Here is a 21,391-nt window from a genome sequence, read left to right as displayed (position 1 = left end):
CATAAAGGATGCGACAAACCATTTTCCTGACGTTAAATATATTTCATCATTATTTCAATTCACGCACCCATAAAGGATGCGACAATTATCACATCAAGTAGAAAGGTGGATGTTTGGAATATTTCAATTCACGCACCCATAAAGGATGCGACAGGAATCGAAAGCAAAAACGCTGACGAATATCGTATTTCAATTCACGCACCCATAAAGGATGCGACGACATCTGTGCATGATCAATTGTTATCTGGTGCAAATTTCAATTCACGCACCCATAAAGGATGCGACAACAAAATGATTCAGCTGTTTCAGTTTTAAAGGCTATTTCAATTCACGCACCCATAAAGGATGCGACAATCGACTGAATGAGGCAAGCAAATAATGATTAATCAATTTCAATTCACGCACCCATAAAGGATGCGACCAGGTACACACCATCAATCAGATTGGGGTTATAGCAATTTCAATTCACGCACCCATAAAGGATGCGACTAGCAACTGCTGAACTAGCATCATTTTGAGCATTTATTTCAATTCACGCACCCATAAAGGATGCGACTGTCCGTCACATCCGTCACACTTTTTTAGTTATTTATATTTCAATTCACGCACCCATAAAGGATGCGACCAATCAGCTAGCCTTACAGGTCCGCAATTATCTTATTTCAATTCACGCACCCATAAAGGATGCGACCTGATGTGGATGACTTAGCAGTAAACGCTTCAAATTTCAATTCACGCACCCATAAAGGATGCGACGATCGGATTAGATATGGTGATGAGAGTGCAGAGTAATTTCAATTCACGCACCCATAAAGGATGCGACCGTCTTCATACGTGGCGTTAAATCATTCCATTTTTATTTCAATTCACGCACCCATAAAGGATGCGACTGACTGATGGATCTACTATGACCATTGCTGAGTTAATTTCAATTCACGCACCCATAAAGGATGCGACTGCTTGGCTGTCATACTAGCCATGCGTGGATTCATATTTCAATTCACGCACCCATAAAGGATGCGACCCACCTTCGAAACATAATAAGCTCCATGCTGTAAATTTCAATTCACGCACCCATAAAGGATGCGACCGGTTACTTCACCTGTATTATTGTCGAATTCAATAATTTCAATTCACGCACCCATAAAGGATGCGACGCTACATTTTAAGTCCTAAAGAAGGCAAAACCAAATATTTCAATTCACGCACCCATAAAGGATGCGACATTTGGCAAATATCGCATACAACGCATTGTTGCTTATTTCAATTCACGCACCCATAAAGGATGCGACATAATTATTTTTAAATTTTATAGTTCCTCTTTTGATTTCAATTCACGCACCCATAAAGGATGCGACTGTTTACTACGTTTATCCTGACTACTCGTTATTTGATGATTTCAATTCACGCACCCATAAAGGATGCGACGCTTGTTCTTGTTGTCGCATAGCCGAAATTTTGTTATAATTTCAATTCACGCACCCATAAAGGATGCGACGATGGAACACATACAGAGGGCTTCATTTTACTAAATATTTCAATTCACGCACCCATAAAGGATGCGACAGTTCAATTATCCACGGCGACTTTAAAACCGAGCAATTTCAATTCACGCACCCATAAAGGATGCGACCTTGTGAGGTAAGATCTTCATTGCTTGACTTGAGTATTTCAATTCACGCACCCATAAAGGATGCGACCGTATGCACGTCGATACTCGCTATGTGCAGTATTCGATTTCAATTCACGCACCCATAAAGGATGCGACGAATCCAGATAATAAGTCAGCTGTTTCTTCTGGTATTTCAATTCACGCACCCATAAAGGATGCGACAATTAAGAGGCCAAATTTATGAACCAATATAAAGTATTTCAATTCACGCACCCATAAAGGATGCGACCTTTGATTCATACGTTTTCCCGTCACGTTCAAAACATTTCAATTCACGCACCCATAAAGGATGCGACACACTTATTGCCCAGACCAAAAGAGCCGTTATGTCATTTCAATTCACGCACCCATAAAGGATGCGACCACGCATACTAGAATTACCGACTCCTGTGATTTATTTCAATTCACGCACCCATAAAGGATGCGACGGGCAATGTGGTATTACCTAGTGCACCAGCTATGGCTATTTCAATTCACGCACCCATAAAGGATGCGACATTGTAAGTGCTCTGAGATAGATTAGTGCCACCATAATTTCAATTCACGCACCCATAAAGGATGCGACGCGAATATGTCCGGTGGCGCCATTGATAGTATGCAATTTCAATTCACGCACCCATAAAGGATGCGACAACCAAACATTCTGGCAATATCATAAATGATGTCACTATTTCAATTCACGCACCCATAAAGGATGCGACGCCTTGTTCGTCATTGAATTCGTTAACGCCTGGACATTTCAATTCACGCACCCATAAAGGATGCGACAGTATTACAATGTGTACATAAGGTTAAGGAAAGGGGATTTCAATTCACGCACCCATAAAGGATGCGACTTTATAATCCAGAATCGCATCGTCACTGATTAAATCATTTCAATTCACGCACCCATAAAGGATGCGACTCAAAACGCGTAACATCAGCAGAAACTTGAACAATTTCAATTCACGCACCCATAAAGGATGCGACGGTTCAAAAGTTTAACGAAGAATATCACGAAGAATTTCAATTCACGCACCCATAAAGGATGCGACGTTTCCGCTTCTAGAATTTCTCAAATGATTAGTACGTTATTTCAATTCACGCACCCATAAAGGATGCGACCGAAACTTCCTTATACTCAAAGCCACGAGTGGTTGATTTCAATTCACGCACCCATAAAGGATGCGACGACTTAAATCTAGTTCAACAGCCGCAACATTGAAATTTCAATTCACGCACCCATAAAGGATGCGACCCGGATCTACACCAAAATGACCAGGTGTCACATATTTCAATTCACGCACCCATAAAGGATGCGACGTAGAATCTTAGGTTCTTTGAAGCCGGTATCCGTAATTTCAATTCACGCACCCATAAAGGATGCGACAACTTAGCATTTAACTCATCCCTAATAATTTTGAATTTCAATTCACGCACCCATAAAGGATGCGACAAGGTATTCAAGTCACCGGACGTTGCTAATTTAACGATTTCAATTCACGCACCCATAAAGGATGCGACCAGAAGTTAAAAGGTTACAGTACTTGGTTAAAAAAATTTCAATTCACGCACCCATAAAGGATGCGACAATGGAACTCCATGATATTGCTTCTTAAAAAAGGATTTCAATTCACGCACCCATAAAGGATGCGACAAACGATTTTGATCATGTGTTCAGATTACATCATATTTCAATTCACGCACCCATAAAGGATGCGACGCTAGTTAGAGTTATAATAATAACATAGATTAAAATTTCAATTCACGCACCCATAAAGGATGCGACTGTTTAGCAGTTGGACTTGCTCCGTAAATGGCTGATTTCAATTCACGCACCCATAAAGGATGCGACAGCCGAATCGTGATCAGAAATAGGAGGTGTAAGATTATTTCAATTCACGCACCCATAAAGGATGCGACTCATCGGCATCGTCTTTATGCTTAGCTTTATATATTTCAATTCACGCACCCATAAAGGATGCGACTTAGTTTATCGGTTAAACTTTGTCAACAACTTGATATTTCAATTCACGCACCCATAAAGGATGCGACAAGCAACGTGTGTGTGCCTGCAGGAGTGGAAATGATTTCAATTCACGCACCCATAAAGGATGCGACGAACGGATATCTGATTAGTCGTAAAGGAACGGATTGATTTCAATTCACGCACCCATAAAGGATGCGACATTTCACACCATACAAGTACTTGTGAATCTTTTTATTTCAATTCACGCACCCATAAAGGATGCGACTAAAAGTAACGTTACTTAGTGCTCCACCGTCATTGTATTTCAATTCACGCACCCATAAAGGATGCGACATTCTTGAGCGGTGGAGATGTGTAGCTTCGATCAAGCTCATTTCAATTCACGCACCCATAAAGGATGCGACGGGATAGTTATCACTGTAACACGGCTGTATTGGATATTTCAATTCACGCACCCATAAAGGATGCGACAATAAAAGAGACGAAAAAGTTAAGATTAAGACTGATTTCAATTCACGCACCCATAAAGGATGCGACCGATTGAATAGGTAACTTTGCCATCATCACCAACCTATTTCAATTCACGCACCCATAAAGGATGCGACTTTACGCATTGTACTCAAATCGGATGATAGTGTTATTTCAATTCACGCACCCATAAAGGATGCGACGCTCGTTTGGCAACGTGCTTTATCAAGTGCTAAAAGAATTTCAATTCACGCACCCATAAAGGATGCGACTCCGCATTCGGAATCTTATATTTCGAAAACGAAATTTCAATTCACGCACCCATAAAGGATGCGACAAGGCCGATTTTTTAGGATGCATTTAAGAGATGTGATTTCAATTCACGCACCCATAAAGGATGCGACTAATCAAAACAACTTATGATTATTTTGAATTAATATTTCAATTCACGCACCCATAAAGGATGCGACAACGACAATGCCAAAGTTGCACAAGATGGGTTCACACAATTTCAATTCACGCACCCATAAAGGATGCGACAAAGTCACCAAAATATGGTTATGTTAGCAAAACTATTTCAATTCACGCACCCATAAAGGATGCGACTGAATTTTTTGGAACAAAAAAAGATCAGGGAGTCATTTCAATTCACGCACCCATAAAGGATGCGACGTTGTTTAACCATAATATTGCTAGCATTGCTAACAATTTCAATTCACGCACCCATAAAGGATGCGACCGCAAAATATAGTATATCTGGTGAAGAAATATCTATATTTAGACGGCTGGACATAATTAAAAAAATGTAACGAACAAATACAACTAAAAATAAATCATTTCCTGCAAATATTGGTGCGAACTGCCTAGCACATTTATGTGCACTTCATACTCGCACCACAATACTAACTAAGTGCATTAGTAGTCTAAAGAATCAAATTTTCCTTCGCCTAAACCAAATTTTTCACTATACGATCCATCTTCAGCAATAAAAATATCTTGTTCTTGGCAATAGCGTACACTGCCATCCGCCATTAATTTACCTAGATAACTACCAGGTTCTTCCCGATTCCCATACACCGAAACACAATATTTCTGAACTTGCTTTAAAAGTCCTGAAATACTTTCAAATTTGCTTTTTTGGGAAATAAGCTCAGCTACGAGCTTTTTCCCTTCACCATACTGAACAATCACATCAGTTGTTGATGAATCGATTACTTGAAACAATTTCGCAACTGTATTTGGTGCCACACTTAAATAAGTCGATGGTATTTTTTTGTTTTTCTGATAATAACTGATCTCGCTACTAACATTGGGCTCTTTATCCTCATCACTACTGCCGATTAATGGATAAAGTTTTAATCCATTATCACTTGGATAAGGAAGATCAGAACTCCTTTTAGCATACAAACGTATAAAGTAATCTCTCATAATTTCATCCGATAAAAGATCTCGGTTAACATTATTAGCTAATAAAACCTTTGTAATGCCGGCTGCTTCTCCTAAGAATTTTAGCGGCCCGCCAACATTTTCCACATTTTTATCCATCTGTATCAAATAAGTATAACCAAGTTTCACTTCGTTGTTGCGGTTACAACGACCTGCAGCTTGCACAACGCTATCAAGACCTGCACAAGAACGAATAACACATTCAAAGCTTAAATCCACACCAGCTTCAATTAGGTTTGTTGAAAAAACAACAACCTTCTTTGAATTTTTTTGCGGATTTTCAAGTTGCTTTTTAATTTCAGAGAACTTAACCTGCCGATGTTTTGAACACATGGCTGTTGACAGGTGATATTTAAATAGGTCCTTTTGATCGTTCAACGCTTCGTATGCATTTCGTACGGCTGCTTTTGTATTTAAAATAACCAATAAGCTATGAACACCCTGTTGTAATTTATCGTCTATAAATTCTGTTAAATCTTCCAGGGAAAACACTTTTAACTGTTTATCACTGTTGAATACTGGTTGAATAGTAACACGCTTGAATGCTTGTTGTGCTAATTTTAAATCAGGCACAATTTCTTTACTTATAGGTAACCCATTTCTAATTTTGTCCAACGCAGGTTGAGTTGCTGTACACAATAAACTAGTCGTCCCTTGTATTTTCAACCATTTTAAGGCGGCATTGTTCATCTCAATACACTTAATCGGCAATGTTTGAATTTCATCGAATATCACAACAGCATGCACTAATTGATGCATATGTCTGATGTTTTTGCTTCCTTTTCCAAACAAGGCATTCAAGTAAGCTACTTGAGAAGTTAAAATAATGGGAGAATCCCAACTGTCCCAAGAATAATAGTAACTATCTTTCTTTGGCTCTTGTGTAACAGTTGAATGATACTCTAAGATGTTGTCCGTCTTGTTTGCACTGCCATTCAAACGGTTACGAATGACGTTAGCATTTTGTTCAATAATCGTCGTGTAAGGGACAACGTAGATAATTCTATCTACATTTTGTAATTGAGCTTTTCGCAGTGCAAACCGTAAACTAGAAAGTGTTTTACCTCCACCTGTAGGAACAGAAAGTGAATAAATGCCCGTTTGCTCACCAGCCGCCGTAAAACAAGCATCCGACATTTCTTGACGCAGCCAATTAAGTTTTTTTGTTTTGTTATTTTTTTCTTTTGTATTTTCGCAAATTTGGGTTTGAACAGCCTTTTCGTTCACATCAAAATATTGATTGAGAATATCATGTTGATTATTTTCATACCCAAATTTGGTATTCCCTTCAAAATTAGCAGTATCAGTATGATCTGCATCAATTAATACACTCAGCACATACCTCAAATAAAAGTTTTGATCATTTATAAGTACTTTATTTCCTATTTGTTTTATTTCTGATAGGGCTTTCGAGTAGTAATCTGCGAATTCTTCTTCCTCAAATTCGGTAAAATAGTTATTCACCACTTGTTGGTATTGTTCCTGATAGTTAGCATCATATCCCCGAATACCTTTAACTTGTTTATTTAACCGTTGGGTAAAAGGCATATTCAGAATCACTGGATCAATAAAATCAAGAGCACCTTTGGAATTATGGTGTGCCATAATGACGTTCCCTAATAGCTCTTCTATTAACGCCTCAGAGCCATCCTTCTTGGGACTAAATTCTTGGTTGAAATCATGTTGGTCGCCACGAGAAAAATCATACAAAAGAATGGCCCCAGCAGTAGCATGATCAACTGACCCCCGCTTTCCATTCGGATCACGAATATACTTTTGGAATTTTTGGCTATATTTGCCTGCATCATGAAGCCAACCAGCTAATCCACAAACATATTGGAGCCCGATTTTACTTCCCCATTGTTCACAAAGAGCCCTCACATTCAACAAATGGTCTTTTAACGATTGTATACGTTCATCATCTTCACTAATATGTGCAATATACATTTTGCCAACTCCCGTCAAAATGTTTAATAGCCATCAGTAACTGTCTTATGAATTCCAGTCATGTCTGAAGGATCGTTAACGGTTATCTTAATTTCATTAAAGTTTTGCGCTTTTTCTGGAACTTCAACAGTTGTCAAATCATGCATAATGTAGGGTGCAAATTTTCCCAACTTGGAACCATGTTCCCACCAAACCAGCTTTAAGACTGCCATAGAGCCTTCCGGACGTGCAGCAGAACTATCATTAACAAATAACGTTTTCAAAGCTTCTTTCAGATCCGCTGCATCATCTTCCGTAAAACCAGTCTTCTCTGCTTGCTCAACATTAATACTGCCATTAAATTTATATGCTGCAAATGGCACAGAAGCCTTGGTTCCCATCGTATCACTAGCCTTACCTTCACTACCAGGTTCGAGATTAATAGACTTTGTAATTTGCTCTTCTTTAATATTAATTGGGTTAACACTGTATGCAGATTGAATGGAAACTGGTCCACGAATACCAATCGATACCCCATCCAGACCATCTTTTAATTTTTTGCTTGCACTAAATGGCATTACCTGTCCAAAAGCACGTACATCTAGCCAGCTTGCACAGGCCGCATTATAAAAAGCATCGCGCCAATGACTTTTATCATCTTTTTGTAAAGCAATAGCATCCCTAACAGCCTCACTCTGCTTCACACGATCTCGAATGTTCATCACACCATCTTTGACTCTTTCTTCCATTAACACCAAAACTGGTTTATGCATGTCTTGCCAACGGTTACGAATCTTACGCTTAATTGCAACATCTGTAATTTCGCCAAAACCATCCGCGTTCACTCGTGGCCGATTGCCATCCAGTGGATCACCATTAGGATTGGCATTTTTAACACCGATAACAACTGAAAAATCAATTTTATGTTCCAAAATATTTGAACTCATTTTTACGCCTCCGTTTGTAGACTTGTCTTTTTGTCTTGTTTTTTATGATTATAAACATATTGTGATGCAAATCCGGTCAGATATTGAGGTGTTAGTGGTTCATCTGTCATCCCATGATCTTCTAGCAAATCCAAAATGTCAGTAACTTGACCTAAATAATAATGCTGGCTTCCAGCACTCAACGACCCAAAGTAGGACTGCACGATGCTTTCATTAATCCTTTTCCAGGTTGTCGCTGGCTGATTTGAAAAATTAGTCATAAAACGTAAGGCCGTTGTCAATCGCGAACTTACATTAGAATTGGCGGATTGGCGTTGATACAACACACGCTCTTCCATGTCATTTGCAAGTGCTAGTAACCGACCAAATAAGTATGATCGATCGTGATTATCTATATTTAAAGCCATATTCTTTTTTCCTCCCTTTTGGTTGTAATTAAAGGCCGCAGCAAAATTATATAAATCGTTATACCATTGATGTAATGCATCATACCCTTGTGGTTTAGCCAGTCGGTGTTGTATTACGGTTAGCAAATCACCAGATATTGACTGGCCAGTTGTGATGGCAACTATCATTTCTCCTAATGCATGTTTTTTTAATGTTTCGTAACGTTGACCGCCTCGGCCTACTTTATACGCACTGCTAATAAGCTGATTAATAGTTGGCGTATAAATATGTTGGCCACCGCCGTCATTAATAATTACTCCACAATTTTTTGCCCAATGCTCGATATTTTCCTTAAAAATTTTAGTATCCATAAAGTTATAGTACACAGTTGCCATTCTTCCAGTCGTCGCGGCATCAAGAAAAATTATATGAACTAGTTTTCCATACTCAATATCCGAAGTAAGACCCAACAATCGTGAGTTATAGGCGTGGGATATTTGTTGTCCAGTATCTCCCTGGCCTTTACTCTGTGAAAGCAATTGATATTTTTGAGTCTGCCAATCTGTTATGCCACTTGTGAGAGATTTTGCAGTTTGTGCAACGGAATCATTACTATTACCTTCACTCCAAAACAGATACACACGACTATCGCTCTTTAAAGCTTGTCGTTGAATTAACCATTTTAGCGCATGAGTCATTTTTTGGGATTCCAAATAGCCAATACTATAAAAATCATCTCCCAAGAACATTCCGCGATAGGTGAAATTGCTAGAATCATTGGCAGAAATCAATTTTGCACCACTTGTGGCTGGATTAATGTTTTTTTCAATTAATTTGGTTGTTGGAACTAATTTTCCAGTCAAATAATCGATATTTAGTGGTGTTTTTTCTTTTAACAATTGACCGTAAAATTTTGTCCACGACTGATACATCTCTGTATCTCGCCATATTGATTCTGGATTGTCATCATACACATCAAAACGTACATAAGCATCTCTATCCTTACTGGTTAACTTCCCTGAATCTAGGGTAACGACCCCGGCCGAAATAAGATCCTTTATCAAAGAATTTTTTTCTTGATATTTTTCAATGGCTATTAATCGTGCATTTGAAAATTTCGATTGTACCCATTGCCCAAAAATGTCTTGATAGTCTTCGTGATATGCCTTAGCTTTTTTATCATTAGTTGCGTATTCAGAGTAATCGCCCGCGACATATTTGATTTTATCTTGGAGCGGATGTGCTGCTATATTACTTGCTCGATTAGCAGAATGAATTGTTGCAGGAATCACAGTCGTTTCACCCGGTTTATCTAATTGTCTTGCAGTATAAAACTGTCCATCTTTATTCAAAGTGACCTCAATTTGAACTCTCACGGAAACATGTGAAGCTGGCAATAAAGTATAATCATTTTTGAATTGGTCTTGCTCAAATTTACCAATCATATCTTGATTATCATCATAGACTTTAACCAAATCCTGAAATACGGTCATTTATCATCGCCTCTAATCATTTGCTTATAAAGGTCATCTACCGATTCAAATAATTTTTGGTCATGGCCACCAGTGTCTTTAATTTTTCGAATTGGCTGAATAATCTTACACTCTTCTGGTCTTTTAAAATGGACAACTCCCTTTTTCATTATTGGTGCATCCATTCTCACAGAAAGCATTGGATCCCCTGTATCAGATGGATAGTTATAGCCATGAAACATTAATCCGAAGTATTGAGATTCCACATCATCATAATAACCAGCACCGGAACCAAAAATTTGTGGTTTAACATATCCCTGGCATTCACGTGTTCCAAGAAACACATCTCTGCGTCCTCCAGCCTTAAGTGCTCGTTTAAAAATTGCAGTATGCTTCTTTATATTTCGATCAGCGACCAAGTCTTCTCTCTGCAAATTCCACTCAATATGGCAGCGTACTTGATACCTAACATCAGATAAATAGGTGTAAAAGGCTAACGTATTATGATTTAGTGCAAGTCTTTTATCTAATGGCCGCATTGATTTCGATTCGACTTTAATCGGATTTATAACCCTCAGATCATCAATAACATACTTAAAAGTTGGCTTCCAGTAAATACTTTCGGAAGTTCCGATCAAAGATTGATAAGTAGGGAGCGGAAATGACATTTTTTCTGAGCCACGACTAAGCGGCTCGCAGTATAATGCATTTTTGCCCCACATCTCATACTCTAATAAATTATCCGGCATGTTTTTTCCTCCATTTCACTGTAGAATTAGAATTGCTTGATAGCGTTTTCTTATCTTACTATACTTGTATTATACACGGTTATTTAAAAAAAACAATATTTCCTATAAAAATAACTATCATGAGTTTATAATTTATGATGATTAAAAAGGCAGTTCTTATATAAAAGAACTGCCTCAAGTTTGACTACTCAATGTAGCCAACAAGACTCATAAAAATAACGATCATTTTTCAATTCACATAGATCCACTATGATATATTTATCATAGCATATCATTGATACCTTAATCTAAACATTTTATTCTGTATCATTTGCCCCGCTGGTATAAAAATGCTCGCATATAGAATAGTAGAACCACCCATTTAAAAAAAGGAAGTTTTTCAATGTCAAATAAATTTTATCAACGCTTGTTGGCGGTGGCCGTTTTGATGCTTGTTATCGGAATTATTCGGCCATTTTCACCTCAAATATTCAATACGATCTGCCTTATTTTAGGTGCCGTTTTAATTGGCCTAACCATTGTGATCGGTCAGAAGAAAAAATAAGGTAGATACCCGTCATCGCTATGAAACAAAGGTGTTTTAGCGTATGATGGTGGTAAAAGTGAGAGGAAGTGTCCATGATGGCCAGAATTATGAAAATGAATGCGCAACAAGCAAATACTTACCTCAATTGGCAGTATCCAGAACCGCATACATTTTATAATTTTCCACCTTCAGTTAGTCGCTCTGAGTTATTAAACGAATTGCTGATGAGTAATAGCGATTACTTTTCAATCTTAGATGAAAATGAGCAATTATTCGGAATTTACGAATATCAGTTTCACAATGGCGTCATGGAAATCGGCTTCGGAATTCGCCCTGAAGATACTGGAAAAGGCTACGGAGAACAATTTGTTCAACAATGCATTGCCTTTGGTCGTCAGCACTACCACTACTTTGGCAAAGTCACCTTGGAAGTGGCGGATTTTAATGAACGCGCCATTCACCTTTATAACAAAATGGGTTTCAAAAAGGTCAGCGAACGCGCTGCTAAACCATTTGGTATGCCGATAACCTTTATAAAAATGACCCTTAAACCATAAGACAGGTGAATATTAAGGCGAGATTGTTGTATGATGTTAAACATGACATGAGAACTCATTGTCTAAGTGCTTCATGCCATGTTTAGTTTTCAATCAATTGTTATTAAGCAAAAGTGAGGTGAAATAGTATTGAAACAACCACCAAAATGGCTTTATAAGGTCGTACAGTTCATGCAGGGCCGTTACGGAATCATGGACAGTTTGAATAAATTTTTGATTAGTTGTGGTTTGATCCTAATTTTCTTAACCATCTTTATCCACGCTGGTTGGCTCAATCTGTTGGGCCTGCTTTTTCTGATCGCTACTTATTGGCGCGTGTTTTCACGAAAAATCTACCAACGAGCTCGAGAAAACGGAAAATTTCAGCAATGGACAGCTTGGTTAACTAAACCGATAAGTCGCCGTTATCAGGAATGGCAGCAACGCAAACAATATCGCTTTTTCACCTGTAAAAACTGTCACCAACGCATTCGCATCCCTAAAGGAAAAGGAAAAATTCAAATTACCTGTCCGACATGTCGCCATCAATTTCGGGCACGTACTTAATTTGTGCCAATTAAAAACTAGAATCTTCCTTAATCAAAGTAAGGTGGATTCTAGTTTTTTGTGTAAATTAATTCTTCTTCCATAACCAGCTCAAAGATACAATTAAAGCTATCCATGCAGCTAGTTCTAACCAACTAAATTTCTTTTTTGTTGCTGTTAATCTGACATGATCTGTTTCTATTAGTTTCATTGAGACTTCCCTTTTTTTGATATTTCATGGTGCTTCATGTTGTCATCTTATCCTTTTTCCGCCAAGTCCTAGGACAACTCCGCAAATCAGGTTTAAATAATTAAGCAGGATTCCTGCGGGATTGCGATCCCGCCTCCATATCCATCTACTGCACTTTTCCGCCGAGCTTCAGGACAACTCAGAAGAACAGTCAGAAGTTTCTAAGCATAATTCCTGCGGGATTGCGATCCCGCCTCCATTACGCTTAGAAACTTCTGACTCCCGTTCTTCTTCGTTCACTTTACTTCATTCACTTCTCTTAATTCAGGAATCGAATCCATCGCGCCCTCTTTTTGCACCGTCAATGACGACGCCAAATTTGCAAACTCAATCGTTTCATCCATATTACTCAAATCTGGCACCACCTTTGCCGCAATCGCACCAATAAACGTATCTCCCGCCGCCGTTGTATCCACCGGCGTAACTTTATGCGCAGGCACCAATCGACTCCTACCGTTCACACTGTAGAAAACGCCCTTTGATCCCAGCGTGATCACCACATTGGCAATTCCCATCTCTTGGAACCTCGCCGCAGCCTTTTGACAATCTGCTTCAGTTTCCACCTTTTGACCAGTCAATGTCGCCGCTTCCGTTTCATTTGGCGTGATCACATCCGTCAACTGAATCAATTCTTCCGGTAATTCAGGCAAAGCCGGTGCTGGATTCAAAATAGTTAACCGATCCACTTGTTTGGCCAATCTAAACGCCGCGATGACCGGCTCCAAATTTGTCTCCAATTGGGCAATCGTAATCTGTGAACGCTGAATATTCACCCGATCTGCATTAACAGCTTCCACTGAACCCAACTTATTAGCGCCACCCTCAACCATAATTGTGTTATGGCCATCTGGTTCCAGCATAATAAACGCCTGTCCAGTATTAGCGTCATTCAAAATTCGGATTCCGCTAATATCAATGCCTTCATTTTGACACTTATTTCGCAAAAGTTTTCCAGCGTCATCATCACCAACAGAACCAATGAAATGCACGGAAGCGCCTAAACGCTGAGCAGCCACAGCCTGATTGGCACCTTTTCCGCCCGCCGCCTGACTGCTAGGTTTTAGTAAACTCAGTGTTTCTCCCTGCAAGGGGATGTGTGCAACCGGAATGTGAATATCCATATTCAAACTACCAACAACCGTCACATTATTTGCCATGGTTACTCCTTCTTTTTCTATATTAGAATCGATTTTATTTCTATCTAAGAGTATACAGAGCCTAATAACCATGTCAACATGGATTCTCAATTTCACTTGATTTGATAAGGACGGATATGGTTCGATTTAGACTGGTATTCATCCAATTTGGAAATTTTTCCCTCTGCATTCCACTGAATCACAGAAACTCCATCAAATTCGTAAGTCGTTTGTTCGTGAGCCTTAAAAAACCACTTTACAAAAGACTGGTTATCGACAGATTTAATTTCATCAATCTGCCATTCCAAAACGGTTTGCTTAGCTGACTCATTTTTAATCCATTGTTGAACTTCATCAAGCCCCACATACTGAGGCCCATAGCATTCCGTATAACAAATTTCCGGAGCAAAATACTCTGTCAGCTTGGAAAAGTCCTTTGTGATCCACATCTGAAAATATTCAGCAATAATTACTTCTCGTGTCATTTAGCCGATATCTCTTTTCGTTATTTTTCAACCGTATAAATTAAATGCTCATTCACAAATGTCAGCATCCCTTGTTTGCTCAATTCACGTCCATAACCAGAGTTCCGAACGCCACCAAAGGGCAATTCCGGTAAACTGGTCCAGCCATGGTTTACGAACGTCATTCCCGCTTTGATTTGACTTGCCACTTTTTCTGCATGTTTTAAGTCACTCGACATGACCACGCTTCCCAGTCCATATTGTGAGTTGTTCGCTAATTCGATGGCTTCTTTCTCAGAATGAACCCGATAAACGGTGGCAACCGGCCCAAACAATTCTTGATCAAAAATTGGGTTTTCAGACGTAATATCAGTTAAAATCGTTGGCATGAAAAATTGCCCATCTAAATCAACCGACTGATTACCATAAACAACGGTTGCCCCCGCCGCAACGGCTTCATCCACTTGTTTTTGTAGTTTGGTCTTTGCCTTTTCTGAAGACATTGGCGCCAAAGTTGTATCCCGGTTCATGGGATCGCCCATTTTAACTTGTGAAAAAGCTTTCGTTAGCTGCTTGATGAAATCATTATACAGCGAATCGAGGACAATAAACCGTTTTGAAGCCGTACAAGTTTGACCAGTATTGGCTAAACGCGCTGCCGGTGCAACTTCATATAATACGTCTTTATCCACGTCTTCTAAAACGATGAAGGCATCATTACCACCCAACTCCAACGTTGATTTTTTCAGATTCTCGCCCGCCGCTTTGGCAACTTCCTTACCTCCGCGTTCAGAACCGGTTAAAGCAACCCCTGTAATCCGTGGATCGGCAATTATTTCGCCAATTTGGTCGTAATCTAAGAATAGATTCATCAGACTGCCTTCAGGTGCACCAACTTCTTCCACAATCTGGGCAATTTTTCGAGCCGATCCCGGGACAATGGATGCATGTTTTAAGATCACTGGGTTTCCCACCATAAAGTTTGGTGCAAAAATTCGCATGACTTGATATAACGGAAAGTTCCATGGCTCACATGCCAAAATTGGTCCCAAAGCTTGTTTCAAAACATTTGCGCTCGCGCCAGTGGTTTCAATCTCAGTTGGTTCTAAAAATTCATCCGCATGGTCCGCAAAATAATCGGCAATTGACGCACACAAACTTACTTCTTCTTCTGATTCACCAATCAATTTACCCATTTCTTGAGTCATAATTTCCGCCATACTGGATTTTTGTGCTCGCAATTGATTGGCAACGGTGTGAAGAATCTCTGCTCGTTTGGAACGCGATTCACTCTCCCACGTGTGAGCAAGATCAGCAGCCATCTGCAAGGCAGATTCGATCTCTTTAGAAGATGCATTTTGATACTCGTTAAACGTTTCGTTCGTGTAGGGATTTACTGATTTATAGGTCATAGAATATTCTCCTTACCTTGTTTGAGTTAACAGCGTTTACAACCCTCATTATAACGAGCGCAAATTAGCTAATGCGAAATATTTGCACAACCAAATTTCAAATTCATAACGGATGAAAGCATTATTTTATTTACATCGGTCTATTCAAAATTGAGCACTTCAAAATTAATAATTTTCCTAGCGTTTCATAAAATAAATAAATGAATAGTTAAAAGCAACCACACTTTAACGTTCGATTGTTACTTTTTTGAGGAATTTTAATTTAATTTCAGTAACCACACAGAAGTGAAAACCCCCTAGATTTGGGGTATTACCTATACCAATAACTTTTTTTAATTAAATTTACTTTAGAAAACGCTTGCAAAAAGAATACAAATATTTTAAACTAACCAACATAAGCTAGTCTTTAGCAATTGATTTCAAGGAGATGAAATAGATGAAAACATAATTGAAAAACATTATAAAACTGAGTAATTTGCCATTTAGAAAAATCAAAAAATTGAAAAAACTTTTTTCAGACTTGAAAAAGTTGCAAACATTTCAGCTATTATACTTACATTTTTACGTGACTTTATGAGTACTTAAAGAGTTTCTATCATAGACCAATTTTGATTTTGGTTTAGTTACGGTATCTTAAATTATCACATAACAATTCAGAAAAACGGCATAAACAAAAACTACTTAACCATTGGTCTGGTTTACTTTCATATTTTTGTTTATCAACCTTTTCATTTATATATAGGAGGAAAAAATATGGCTGACCAATCAGAATCATTCAAAGACAAATTTAGTAATGCTATCGGTATATTCTCCGGCTCACGTTTCGTACGAGCAATCATGGCTGCCGGCTATAGTGTTATCACTTTTTCTATTGTTGGTGCTATTTTCTTAATTTTAACTGTTTTACCACAGGCTTTTCCTATTCCTGGATTTGCGGCTTGGTATGCTGGTACAATCGGAAGATTCTCCAATATGTTCCAAGTAATTTATAATTCAACTATGGGTATTTTGGCATTGGTTTTTTCTGGGACCTTTACCTACACATACACCAAAATTTATCGTGATGAAGAAAGCCTTAACCTTGATCCATTAAATGGCTTAATGTTGTTCTTAATGGCAATGTTCATCACTGTTCCTCAATTAGTTTGGAAAAACGGTAGCATTCAGTTCGTTCAATCTTTAAATAAATTGAACGTTATCGGCGGTGGTTATGCCGTTTCTACAAGCGGTATCACTCGAATTGCTTCAGTTGGTATTTTTACTGGGTTAGTTGTTGGCTGGTTAACAGTTCAAATCTATCGTTTAACCATCAAACACAACTGGCAAATTAAAATGCCAGATTCAGTACCTGCCGGAGTTGCAAATTCATTTAGTGCTTTAATTCCAGGCTTCTGTGTAGCTTTTGTTGTTGGTGCAATCAACTTGGCTTTGATTATGGCCGGAACCGATATCTTTAAAGTCCTTTACATTCCATTTTCATTTATCAGTAACATCGCTGATACATGGTGGGGATTCCTAGTCATCATCTTCTTGATCCACCTTCTCTGGTGGTTCGGGATCCATGGTGCTACCATTATGAGTTCTTTCTATACACCAATCGTTTTGGCTAATATGGCCGCTAATGTTCACGGTGCTAACCACTTTTTCGCCGGTGATCCCATGAATGCCTTCGTTATCATTGGTGGTTCTGGTGCTACTTTAGGTATGGCAATTTGGTTAAGTTTTAGAGCTAAATCCGCTCAGCTTAGCAGTATTGGTAAGGTTGAACTGGTCCCAGCTATTTTCAACATTAACGAACCGATTTTATTTGGACTTCCAATTGTCTACAACGTCCAGTTAGCAGTGCCATTTATCTGTGCACCATTAGTATCCGGCATCGTTGGCTATTTCACAGTAACTTCTGGAATAGTCAAGAAAATTATTGTTCAGCAACCTTGGCCAACCCCGGTAGGCTTGAGTGGTTTCTTGGCCACTGCCAGTTGGCAAGGCGCCGTTCTATCAATCTTCTGTGCCTTCGTTGCCTTTCTTGTTTGGTACCCATTCATTCGTCATTATGACCGTACTTTGCTTAAGAAAGAGCAAGCCATAGCTGATGCTGAAAAATAAATTAAGTCAACTTTGTCTGTAAGTAGTTCAAAAATTTAGCTTTTAAAAAAACAATTCCGAATTGAGTTCAGCTATCAATTTGAGGTTGTTTTTTTTCAGCGCAAAACTTCTCAAATTGTTTTTCACAAATAAGATTGCTTTAATGCTACACTGAATGTAAGCGTCACCTTTAATTAAACAAAAAACGATGAAAGCGTGATTTTGTATGATTCAACACATTTTTTTAGACATGGATAATACTTTACTCAGCCCTGACGGATCAATCAGTGCTAAAAATATTTCGGTTATTAAAAATAGTCCTATTCCAGTCTCCTTGGTTTCGGCACGAGCACCATTTGAAATGCAGTTTGCCATTCACGACCTTGACTTGAATACCACTCAAGTTGCATTCAACGGGGGCTTAATTTACAAGCCTCAGCTTAAAGGCTACCAACAAATCTATTCACAAGCTATTAATCCTCAAACAGTTAAAAGAATAATGACAATTATTCATCAAAACTTTCCCGAAGTATCCTTAAACTGGTATTCTGATCACACTTGGTTCACAGATAAACATTGCCAAGAAACTGACGCCGAAACTGCGATCACTCATGAAAAGCCGGTTATTCAGAAAACCTCTGTCAATCTAACTCAAACAATCTATAAATTTATGGTTATGAGTTTTCAGCCGCCCTTATTTGATCGTTTACAAAAGTACTTAAAACAATTAAACTTACCAGATTTAAATGTGATGACTTCAGGGGATGCTTATATCGAAATCACCCCAACCAGTGCGACTAAGGCCAATGCAATTGCTCAAATTCAAAAAGAAGAACACTTGAAAATTGACCAATTGGCAGCCTTTGGCGACGGAGAAAACGATATTCCCATGTTTAAACACGTCGGTTTACCCATTGCGGTGGCAAATGCCAGTCAGGAAGTTAAACAGTACGCCAAATTTGTTTCGACCAGCAATCGCGAAGATGGTGTCGCAATTGGGATTGAACAACATATTTTAGCTAAGTAATCAAATCAGCACTTAAACTTGACTTTGTTGGTCGGCGTTTAAGTGCTTTTAGTTAATCTAAAAATCCATTGAAATCTCGGTTCGCATTTTTGGGCCAATTAATCTACAATTAAGTAAATAATTAAAGTGAGATGATATTTTTTATGACAAAACGTATTAAAGGTTCCTGTACCACAATTTTAGTCGGTAAAAAAGCTTCCATTGACGGTTCTACAATGATCGCCCGTAACGAGGACGGAGCCGGTCCACTTAATCCCCAAAAGTTTGTTGTGATTAAGCCTGAGGATCAACCTAAACAATACAAATCAGTTTTAAGCCCCGTTGAAATTGATTTACCTGAAAATCCATTGCGTTATACTTCGACTCCTGATGCCACAGATGGCCGCGGAATTTGGGCTGGTGCTGGTATTAACAGTGACAACGTCGCAATGACTGCAACTGAAACGATTACTTCAAACTCACGAATTTTGGGTGTTGATCCCCTTGTAGCCGATGGCATTGGCGAAGAGGATATCACAACCATTACACTTCCTTATATTCACTCCGCGCGTGAAGGTGTCAAACGGTTAGGTGCCCTTCTTGAAAAATATGGCACGTACGAAATGAATGCCATGGCTTTCTCCGACAAAGATGAAGTTTGGTATTTCGAATCAATCGCTGGGCATCACTGGGCAGCGATCCGCATCCCTGACGATGCCTATGTCATTGCGCCAAACCGTTTCAACATTGACCAATATGATTTCGATTCTGAAGACACTTTATTTGCAAGTGATTTACCAGAACTAATCGAGAAAAATCATTTAAACCCAGATCCTGACCAAGTTAACTTACGTCATATCTTTGGGAGTGCCACAATCAAGGATACTCGTTACAATAATCCGCGTGCTTGGTACGGCCAAAAGTATTTCAACCCTGAAATTGACCAATCCCCAATTGATCAGGACTTACCTTTCATCTGCCGAACTTCTAAAAAGATCAGTGTGGAAGATATGAAGTTTGTTTTGAGTTCACACTATCAAAACACACCATATGATCCTTACGGCACGGGTACTGAAGACGAAAAGAAACAGTTCCGGCCAATCGGTATCAACCGAAATCAGGAATTACACATCTTACAAATTCGTTCTGACGTTCCTGCAGAAATTGCTGGTGTTCATTGGTTAGCCTTTGGTCCTAATACGTTTAATGCACCAGTTCCATTCTACGCAAACGTTAATGACACACCTGATGCTTACCGTAAAACAACCGGTGAATGTGACCCAACTGCCATGTACTGGCTCACAAACGTTTTGGCATTGATGGGTGATAACAACTTCGGTTTGTATGAGGATCAGGAAAACTTGTTTGAAGAAAACACAGTTGCTGATTGTCGTCATCTTCAAATGGAAACTGATAAGGTTGCAACCCAACAGACTGACGTTTCAAAATACTTGGAGTCCGTTAACAACCAAATGTCAGATGTTGCAATGGCCTATGCCAACAAACTTCTCGGTCAAATGTTAGCTTTAGGCGAACCACAAATGAAATTACAATTCACTTTGAACGATTAAGTTTTTAAGACTTGTAAATTTAAAAAGCTGTGAAAAATTCATTTTTTCACGGCTTTTTTGGATAATTCTAACTTTTATGTATAGTTTTAAACAGCGATGGTTTAACGGAACCACAATCTGCATTCAAAAAAGGTGTATCCAATAAACGAATTAACCTTAGCTAACCTCGTTTATTGGATACACCTTTTTAGTTTAATACAAGTTTTTACTGTAATTTATTCGTTAGATCAGTTCTGACCAACAAAACATCACACTTGGCCACACGCACGACATAATCCGCTACAGAGCCAATCATTGTCCGTTGTAAAGCGCTCATTCCTGTTGCACCCATCATGATCAAATCGTCGCCAAACTTTTTAGGAGCCACCTCAGCAATGATCTTAGCTGCATTGCCAGATTCAATTGAAACTGACACATCATCAAAATTGTATTTTTCATGGATAGTTTGTTGTAACATTTCAACATATTCTTTGGTTCTTCGGTAGGTGATATCTAAATAATCTGTATTTGATCCCATGTGCCCATAAACATCTAAGAAACGGCTTGTTTGGATGATAGAAATAATATCTAAATGTGCCGAATTTCGTTTGGCAGTAAACACAGCTTTAGTCACAGCAAGTTCAGCATTTTTTGAGCCATCCACCGGAACCAGAATTCTATTGTATTGCATTGGGTTTACCTCTCACTTCAGTCTTCTAAGTTGATTATAATCAATATTAGCCTGTAGCGCTACCATTTGAGAAAAATTTATCCATCCCGTAAAAAAAGTCCCAGATGTAAACATTCATGCAGACCGGCAGATGTTTACATCTAGAACTTTCTT

At 38.7% G+C, this 21,391-nt stretch carries 14 protein-coding genes and 1 CRISPR repeat array (1 of these 15 cut by a window edge); of the genes, 6 read left to right on the top strand and 8 right to left on the bottom strand.

The window, feature by feature from the left end; all coding sequences use genetic code 11:
• Nucleotides 1–4,848: a CRISPR direct-repeat array (repeat unit 32 nt; unit sequence ATTTCAATTCACGCACCCATAAAGGATGCGAC) (it extends 557 nt beyond the left edge of the window).
• Between the two features lie 176 nt (nt 4,849–5,024).
• The 4 genes from PPA04_RS04075 to cas5c are packed head-to-tail and all read right to left on the bottom strand — an operon-like array spanning nt 5,025 to nt 11,036.
• On the bottom strand, nt 5,025–7,502 hold the full coding sequence (locus PPA04_RS04075) for a CRISPR-associated helicase/endonuclease Cas3 (protein ID WP_057783650.1): 2,478 nt from the start codon (nt 7,500–7,502) through the stop codon (nt 5,025–5,027).
• A 23-nt stretch (nt 7,503–7,525) separates the two neighbouring features.
• Complete coding sequence (cas7c, locus tag PPA04_RS04070) at nt 7,526–8,428, bottom strand: type I-C CRISPR-associated protein Cas7/Csd2 (protein ID WP_057783652.1); 903 nt, start codon at nt 8,426–8,428, stop codon at nt 7,526–7,528.
• Between the two features lie 2 nt (nt 8,429–8,430).
• Nucleotides 8,431–10,308 (bottom strand): type I-C CRISPR-associated protein Cas8c/Csd1, encoded by a 1,878-nt coding sequence (gene cas8c, locus PPA04_RS04065; RefSeq protein ID WP_057783653.1) that lies wholly within the window; start codon nt 10,306–10,308, stop codon nt 8,431–8,433.
• Nucleotides 10,305–11,036 (bottom strand): type I-C CRISPR-associated protein Cas5c, encoded by a 732-nt coding sequence (gene cas5c, locus PPA04_RS04060; RefSeq protein ID WP_057783655.1) that lies wholly within the window; start codon nt 11,034–11,036, stop codon nt 10,305–10,307. The genes cas8c and cas5c overlap by 4 nt, the downstream gene beginning before the upstream one ends.
• A gap of 382 nt (nt 11,037–11,418) precedes the next feature.
• On the opposite strand from cas5c, the gene PPA04_RS09550 reads away from it, so the two are divergent.
• The 3 genes from PPA04_RS09550 to PPA04_RS04050 all read left to right on the top strand — a co-directional run bounded on the left by PPA04_RS09550 (nt 11,419) and on the right by PPA04_RS04050 (nt 12,665).
• A complete protein-coding gene (locus PPA04_RS09550; protein ID WP_186806947.1) occupies nt 11,419–11,580 on the top strand; it encodes a hypothetical protein in 162 nt (53 codons plus the stop codon).
• 74 nt (nt 11,581–11,654) lie between these two features.
• Complete coding sequence (locus PPA04_RS04055; RefSeq protein ID WP_147206720.1) at nt 11,655–12,119, top strand: GNAT family N-acetyltransferase; 465 nt, start codon at nt 11,655–11,657, stop codon at nt 12,117–12,119.
• 129 nt (nt 12,120–12,248) lie between these two features.
• Nucleotides 12,249–12,665, top strand: coding sequence for a hypothetical protein (locus tag PPA04_RS04050; RefSeq protein WP_057783660.1), 417 nt, complete (start codon nt 12,249–12,251; stop codon nt 12,663–12,665).
• Between the two features lie 465 nt (nt 12,666–13,130).
• Here the strand turns inward: PPA04_RS04050 and rbsK are convergent, their stop codons facing one another.
• From rbsK to PPA04_RS04035, 3 genes are all read right to left on the bottom strand, one after another.
• Nucleotides 13,131–14,051, bottom strand: coding sequence for a ribokinase (gene rbsK / locus PPA04_RS04045; protein ID WP_057783662.1), 921 nt, complete (start codon nt 14,049–14,051; stop codon nt 13,131–13,133).
• Nucleotides 14,052–14,143: 92 nt separating this feature from the next.
• Nucleotides 14,144–14,515 carry a nuclear transport factor 2 family protein gene (locus PPA04_RS04040; protein WP_057783664.1) on the bottom strand — a complete coding sequence of 124 codons (372 nt, stop codon included), beginning with the start codon at nt 14,513–14,515 and terminating at the stop codon, nt 14,144–14,146.
• Nucleotides 14,516–14,535: 20 nt separating this feature from the next.
• Nucleotides 14,536–15,906 (bottom strand): NAD-dependent succinate-semialdehyde dehydrogenase, encoded by a 1,371-nt coding sequence (locus PPA04_RS04035; protein ID WP_057783666.1) that lies wholly within the window; start codon nt 15,904–15,906, stop codon nt 14,536–14,538.
• Between the two features lie 753 nt (nt 15,907–16,659).
• Here PPA04_RS04035 and celB point away from each other — a divergent pair.
• The 3 genes from celB (at nt 16,660) to PPA04_RS04020 (ending at nt 20,568) form a co-directional block, all read left to right on the top strand.
• A complete protein-coding gene (celB, locus tag PPA04_RS04030; RefSeq protein ID WP_057783668.1) occupies nt 16,660–18,012 on the top strand; it encodes a PTS cellobiose transporter subunit IIC in 1,353 nt (450 codons plus the stop codon).
• Nucleotides 18,013–18,217: 205 nt separating this feature from the next.
• Nucleotides 18,218–19,018: an HAD family hydrolase gene (locus tag PPA04_RS04025; protein WP_057783670.1), complete on the top strand. Its 801-nt coding sequence runs from the start codon at nt 18,218–18,220 to the stop codon at nt 19,016–19,018.
• A gap of 143 nt (nt 19,019–19,161) precedes the next feature.
• On the top strand, nt 19,162–20,568 hold the full coding sequence (locus PPA04_RS04020; protein ID WP_057783672.1) for a C69 family dipeptidase: 1,407 nt from the start codon (nt 19,162–19,164) through the stop codon (nt 20,566–20,568).
• Between the two features lie 205 nt (nt 20,569–20,773).
• Here the strand turns inward: PPA04_RS04020 and PPA04_RS04015 are convergent, their stop codons facing one another.
• Complete coding sequence (locus PPA04_RS04015; protein WP_057783674.1) at nt 20,774–21,238, bottom strand: universal stress protein; 465 nt, start codon at nt 21,236–21,238, stop codon at nt 20,774–20,776.
• Between the last annotated feature and the right edge of the window lie 153 nt (nt 21,239–21,391).

This window comes from Pediococcus parvulus, assembly GCF_007990205.1.
GTDB lineage: Bacteria > Bacillota > Bacilli > Lactobacillales > Lactobacillaceae > Pediococcus > Pediococcus parvulus.
This window is presented reverse-complemented; position numbering and strand designations above follow the sequence as displayed.

Excerpts from the sequence above, each read along its gene's own strand:
- PPA04_RS04075 (WP_057783650.1), bottom strand. The coding sequence starts at position 7,502 with ATGTATATTGCACATATTAGTGAAGATGATGAACGTATACAATCGTTA.
- cas5c (WP_057783655.1), bottom strand. The coding sequence starts at position 11,036 with ATGCCGGATAATTTATTAGAGTATGAGATGTGGGGCAAAAATGCATTA.
- PPA04_RS09550 (WP_186806947.1), top strand. The coding sequence starts at position 11,419 with ATGTCAAATAAATTTTATCAACGCTTGTTGGCGGTGGCCGTTTTGATG.
- rbsK (WP_057783662.1), bottom strand. The coding sequence starts at position 14,051 with ATGGCAAATAATGTGACGGTTGTTGGTAGTTTGAATATGGATATTCAC.
- PPA04_RS04020 (WP_057783672.1), top strand. The coding sequence starts at position 19,162 with ATGACAAAACGTATTAAAGGTTCCTGTACCACAATTTTAGTCGGTAAA.
- cas8c (WP_057783653.1), bottom strand. The coding sequence starts at position 10,308 with ATGACCGTATTTCAGGATTTGGTTAAAGTCTATGATGATAATCAAGAT.
- PPA04_RS04015 (WP_057783674.1), bottom strand. The coding sequence starts at position 21,238 with ATGCAATACAATAGAATTCTGGTTCCGGTGGATGGCTCAAAAAATGCT.
- PPA04_RS04025 (WP_057783670.1), top strand. The coding sequence starts at position 18,218 with ATGATTCAACACATTTTTTTAGACATGGATAATACTTTACTCAGCCCT.
- cas7c (WP_057783652.1), bottom strand. The coding sequence starts at position 8,428 with ATGAGTTCAAATATTTTGGAACATAAAATTGATTTTTCAGTTGTTATC.
- PPA04_RS04055 (WP_147206720.1), top strand. The coding sequence starts at position 11,655 with ATGATGGCCAGAATTATGAAAATGAATGCGCAACAAGCAAATACTTAC.
- PPA04_RS04035 (WP_057783666.1), bottom strand. The coding sequence starts at position 15,906 with ATGACCTATAAATCAGTAAATCCCTACACGAACGAAACGTTTAACGAG.
- celB (WP_057783668.1), top strand. The coding sequence starts at position 16,660 with ATGGCTGACCAATCAGAATCATTCAAAGACAAATTTAGTAATGCTATC.
- PPA04_RS04040 (WP_057783664.1), bottom strand. The coding sequence starts at position 14,515 with ATGACACGAGAAGTAATTATTGCTGAATATTTTCAGATGTGGATCACA.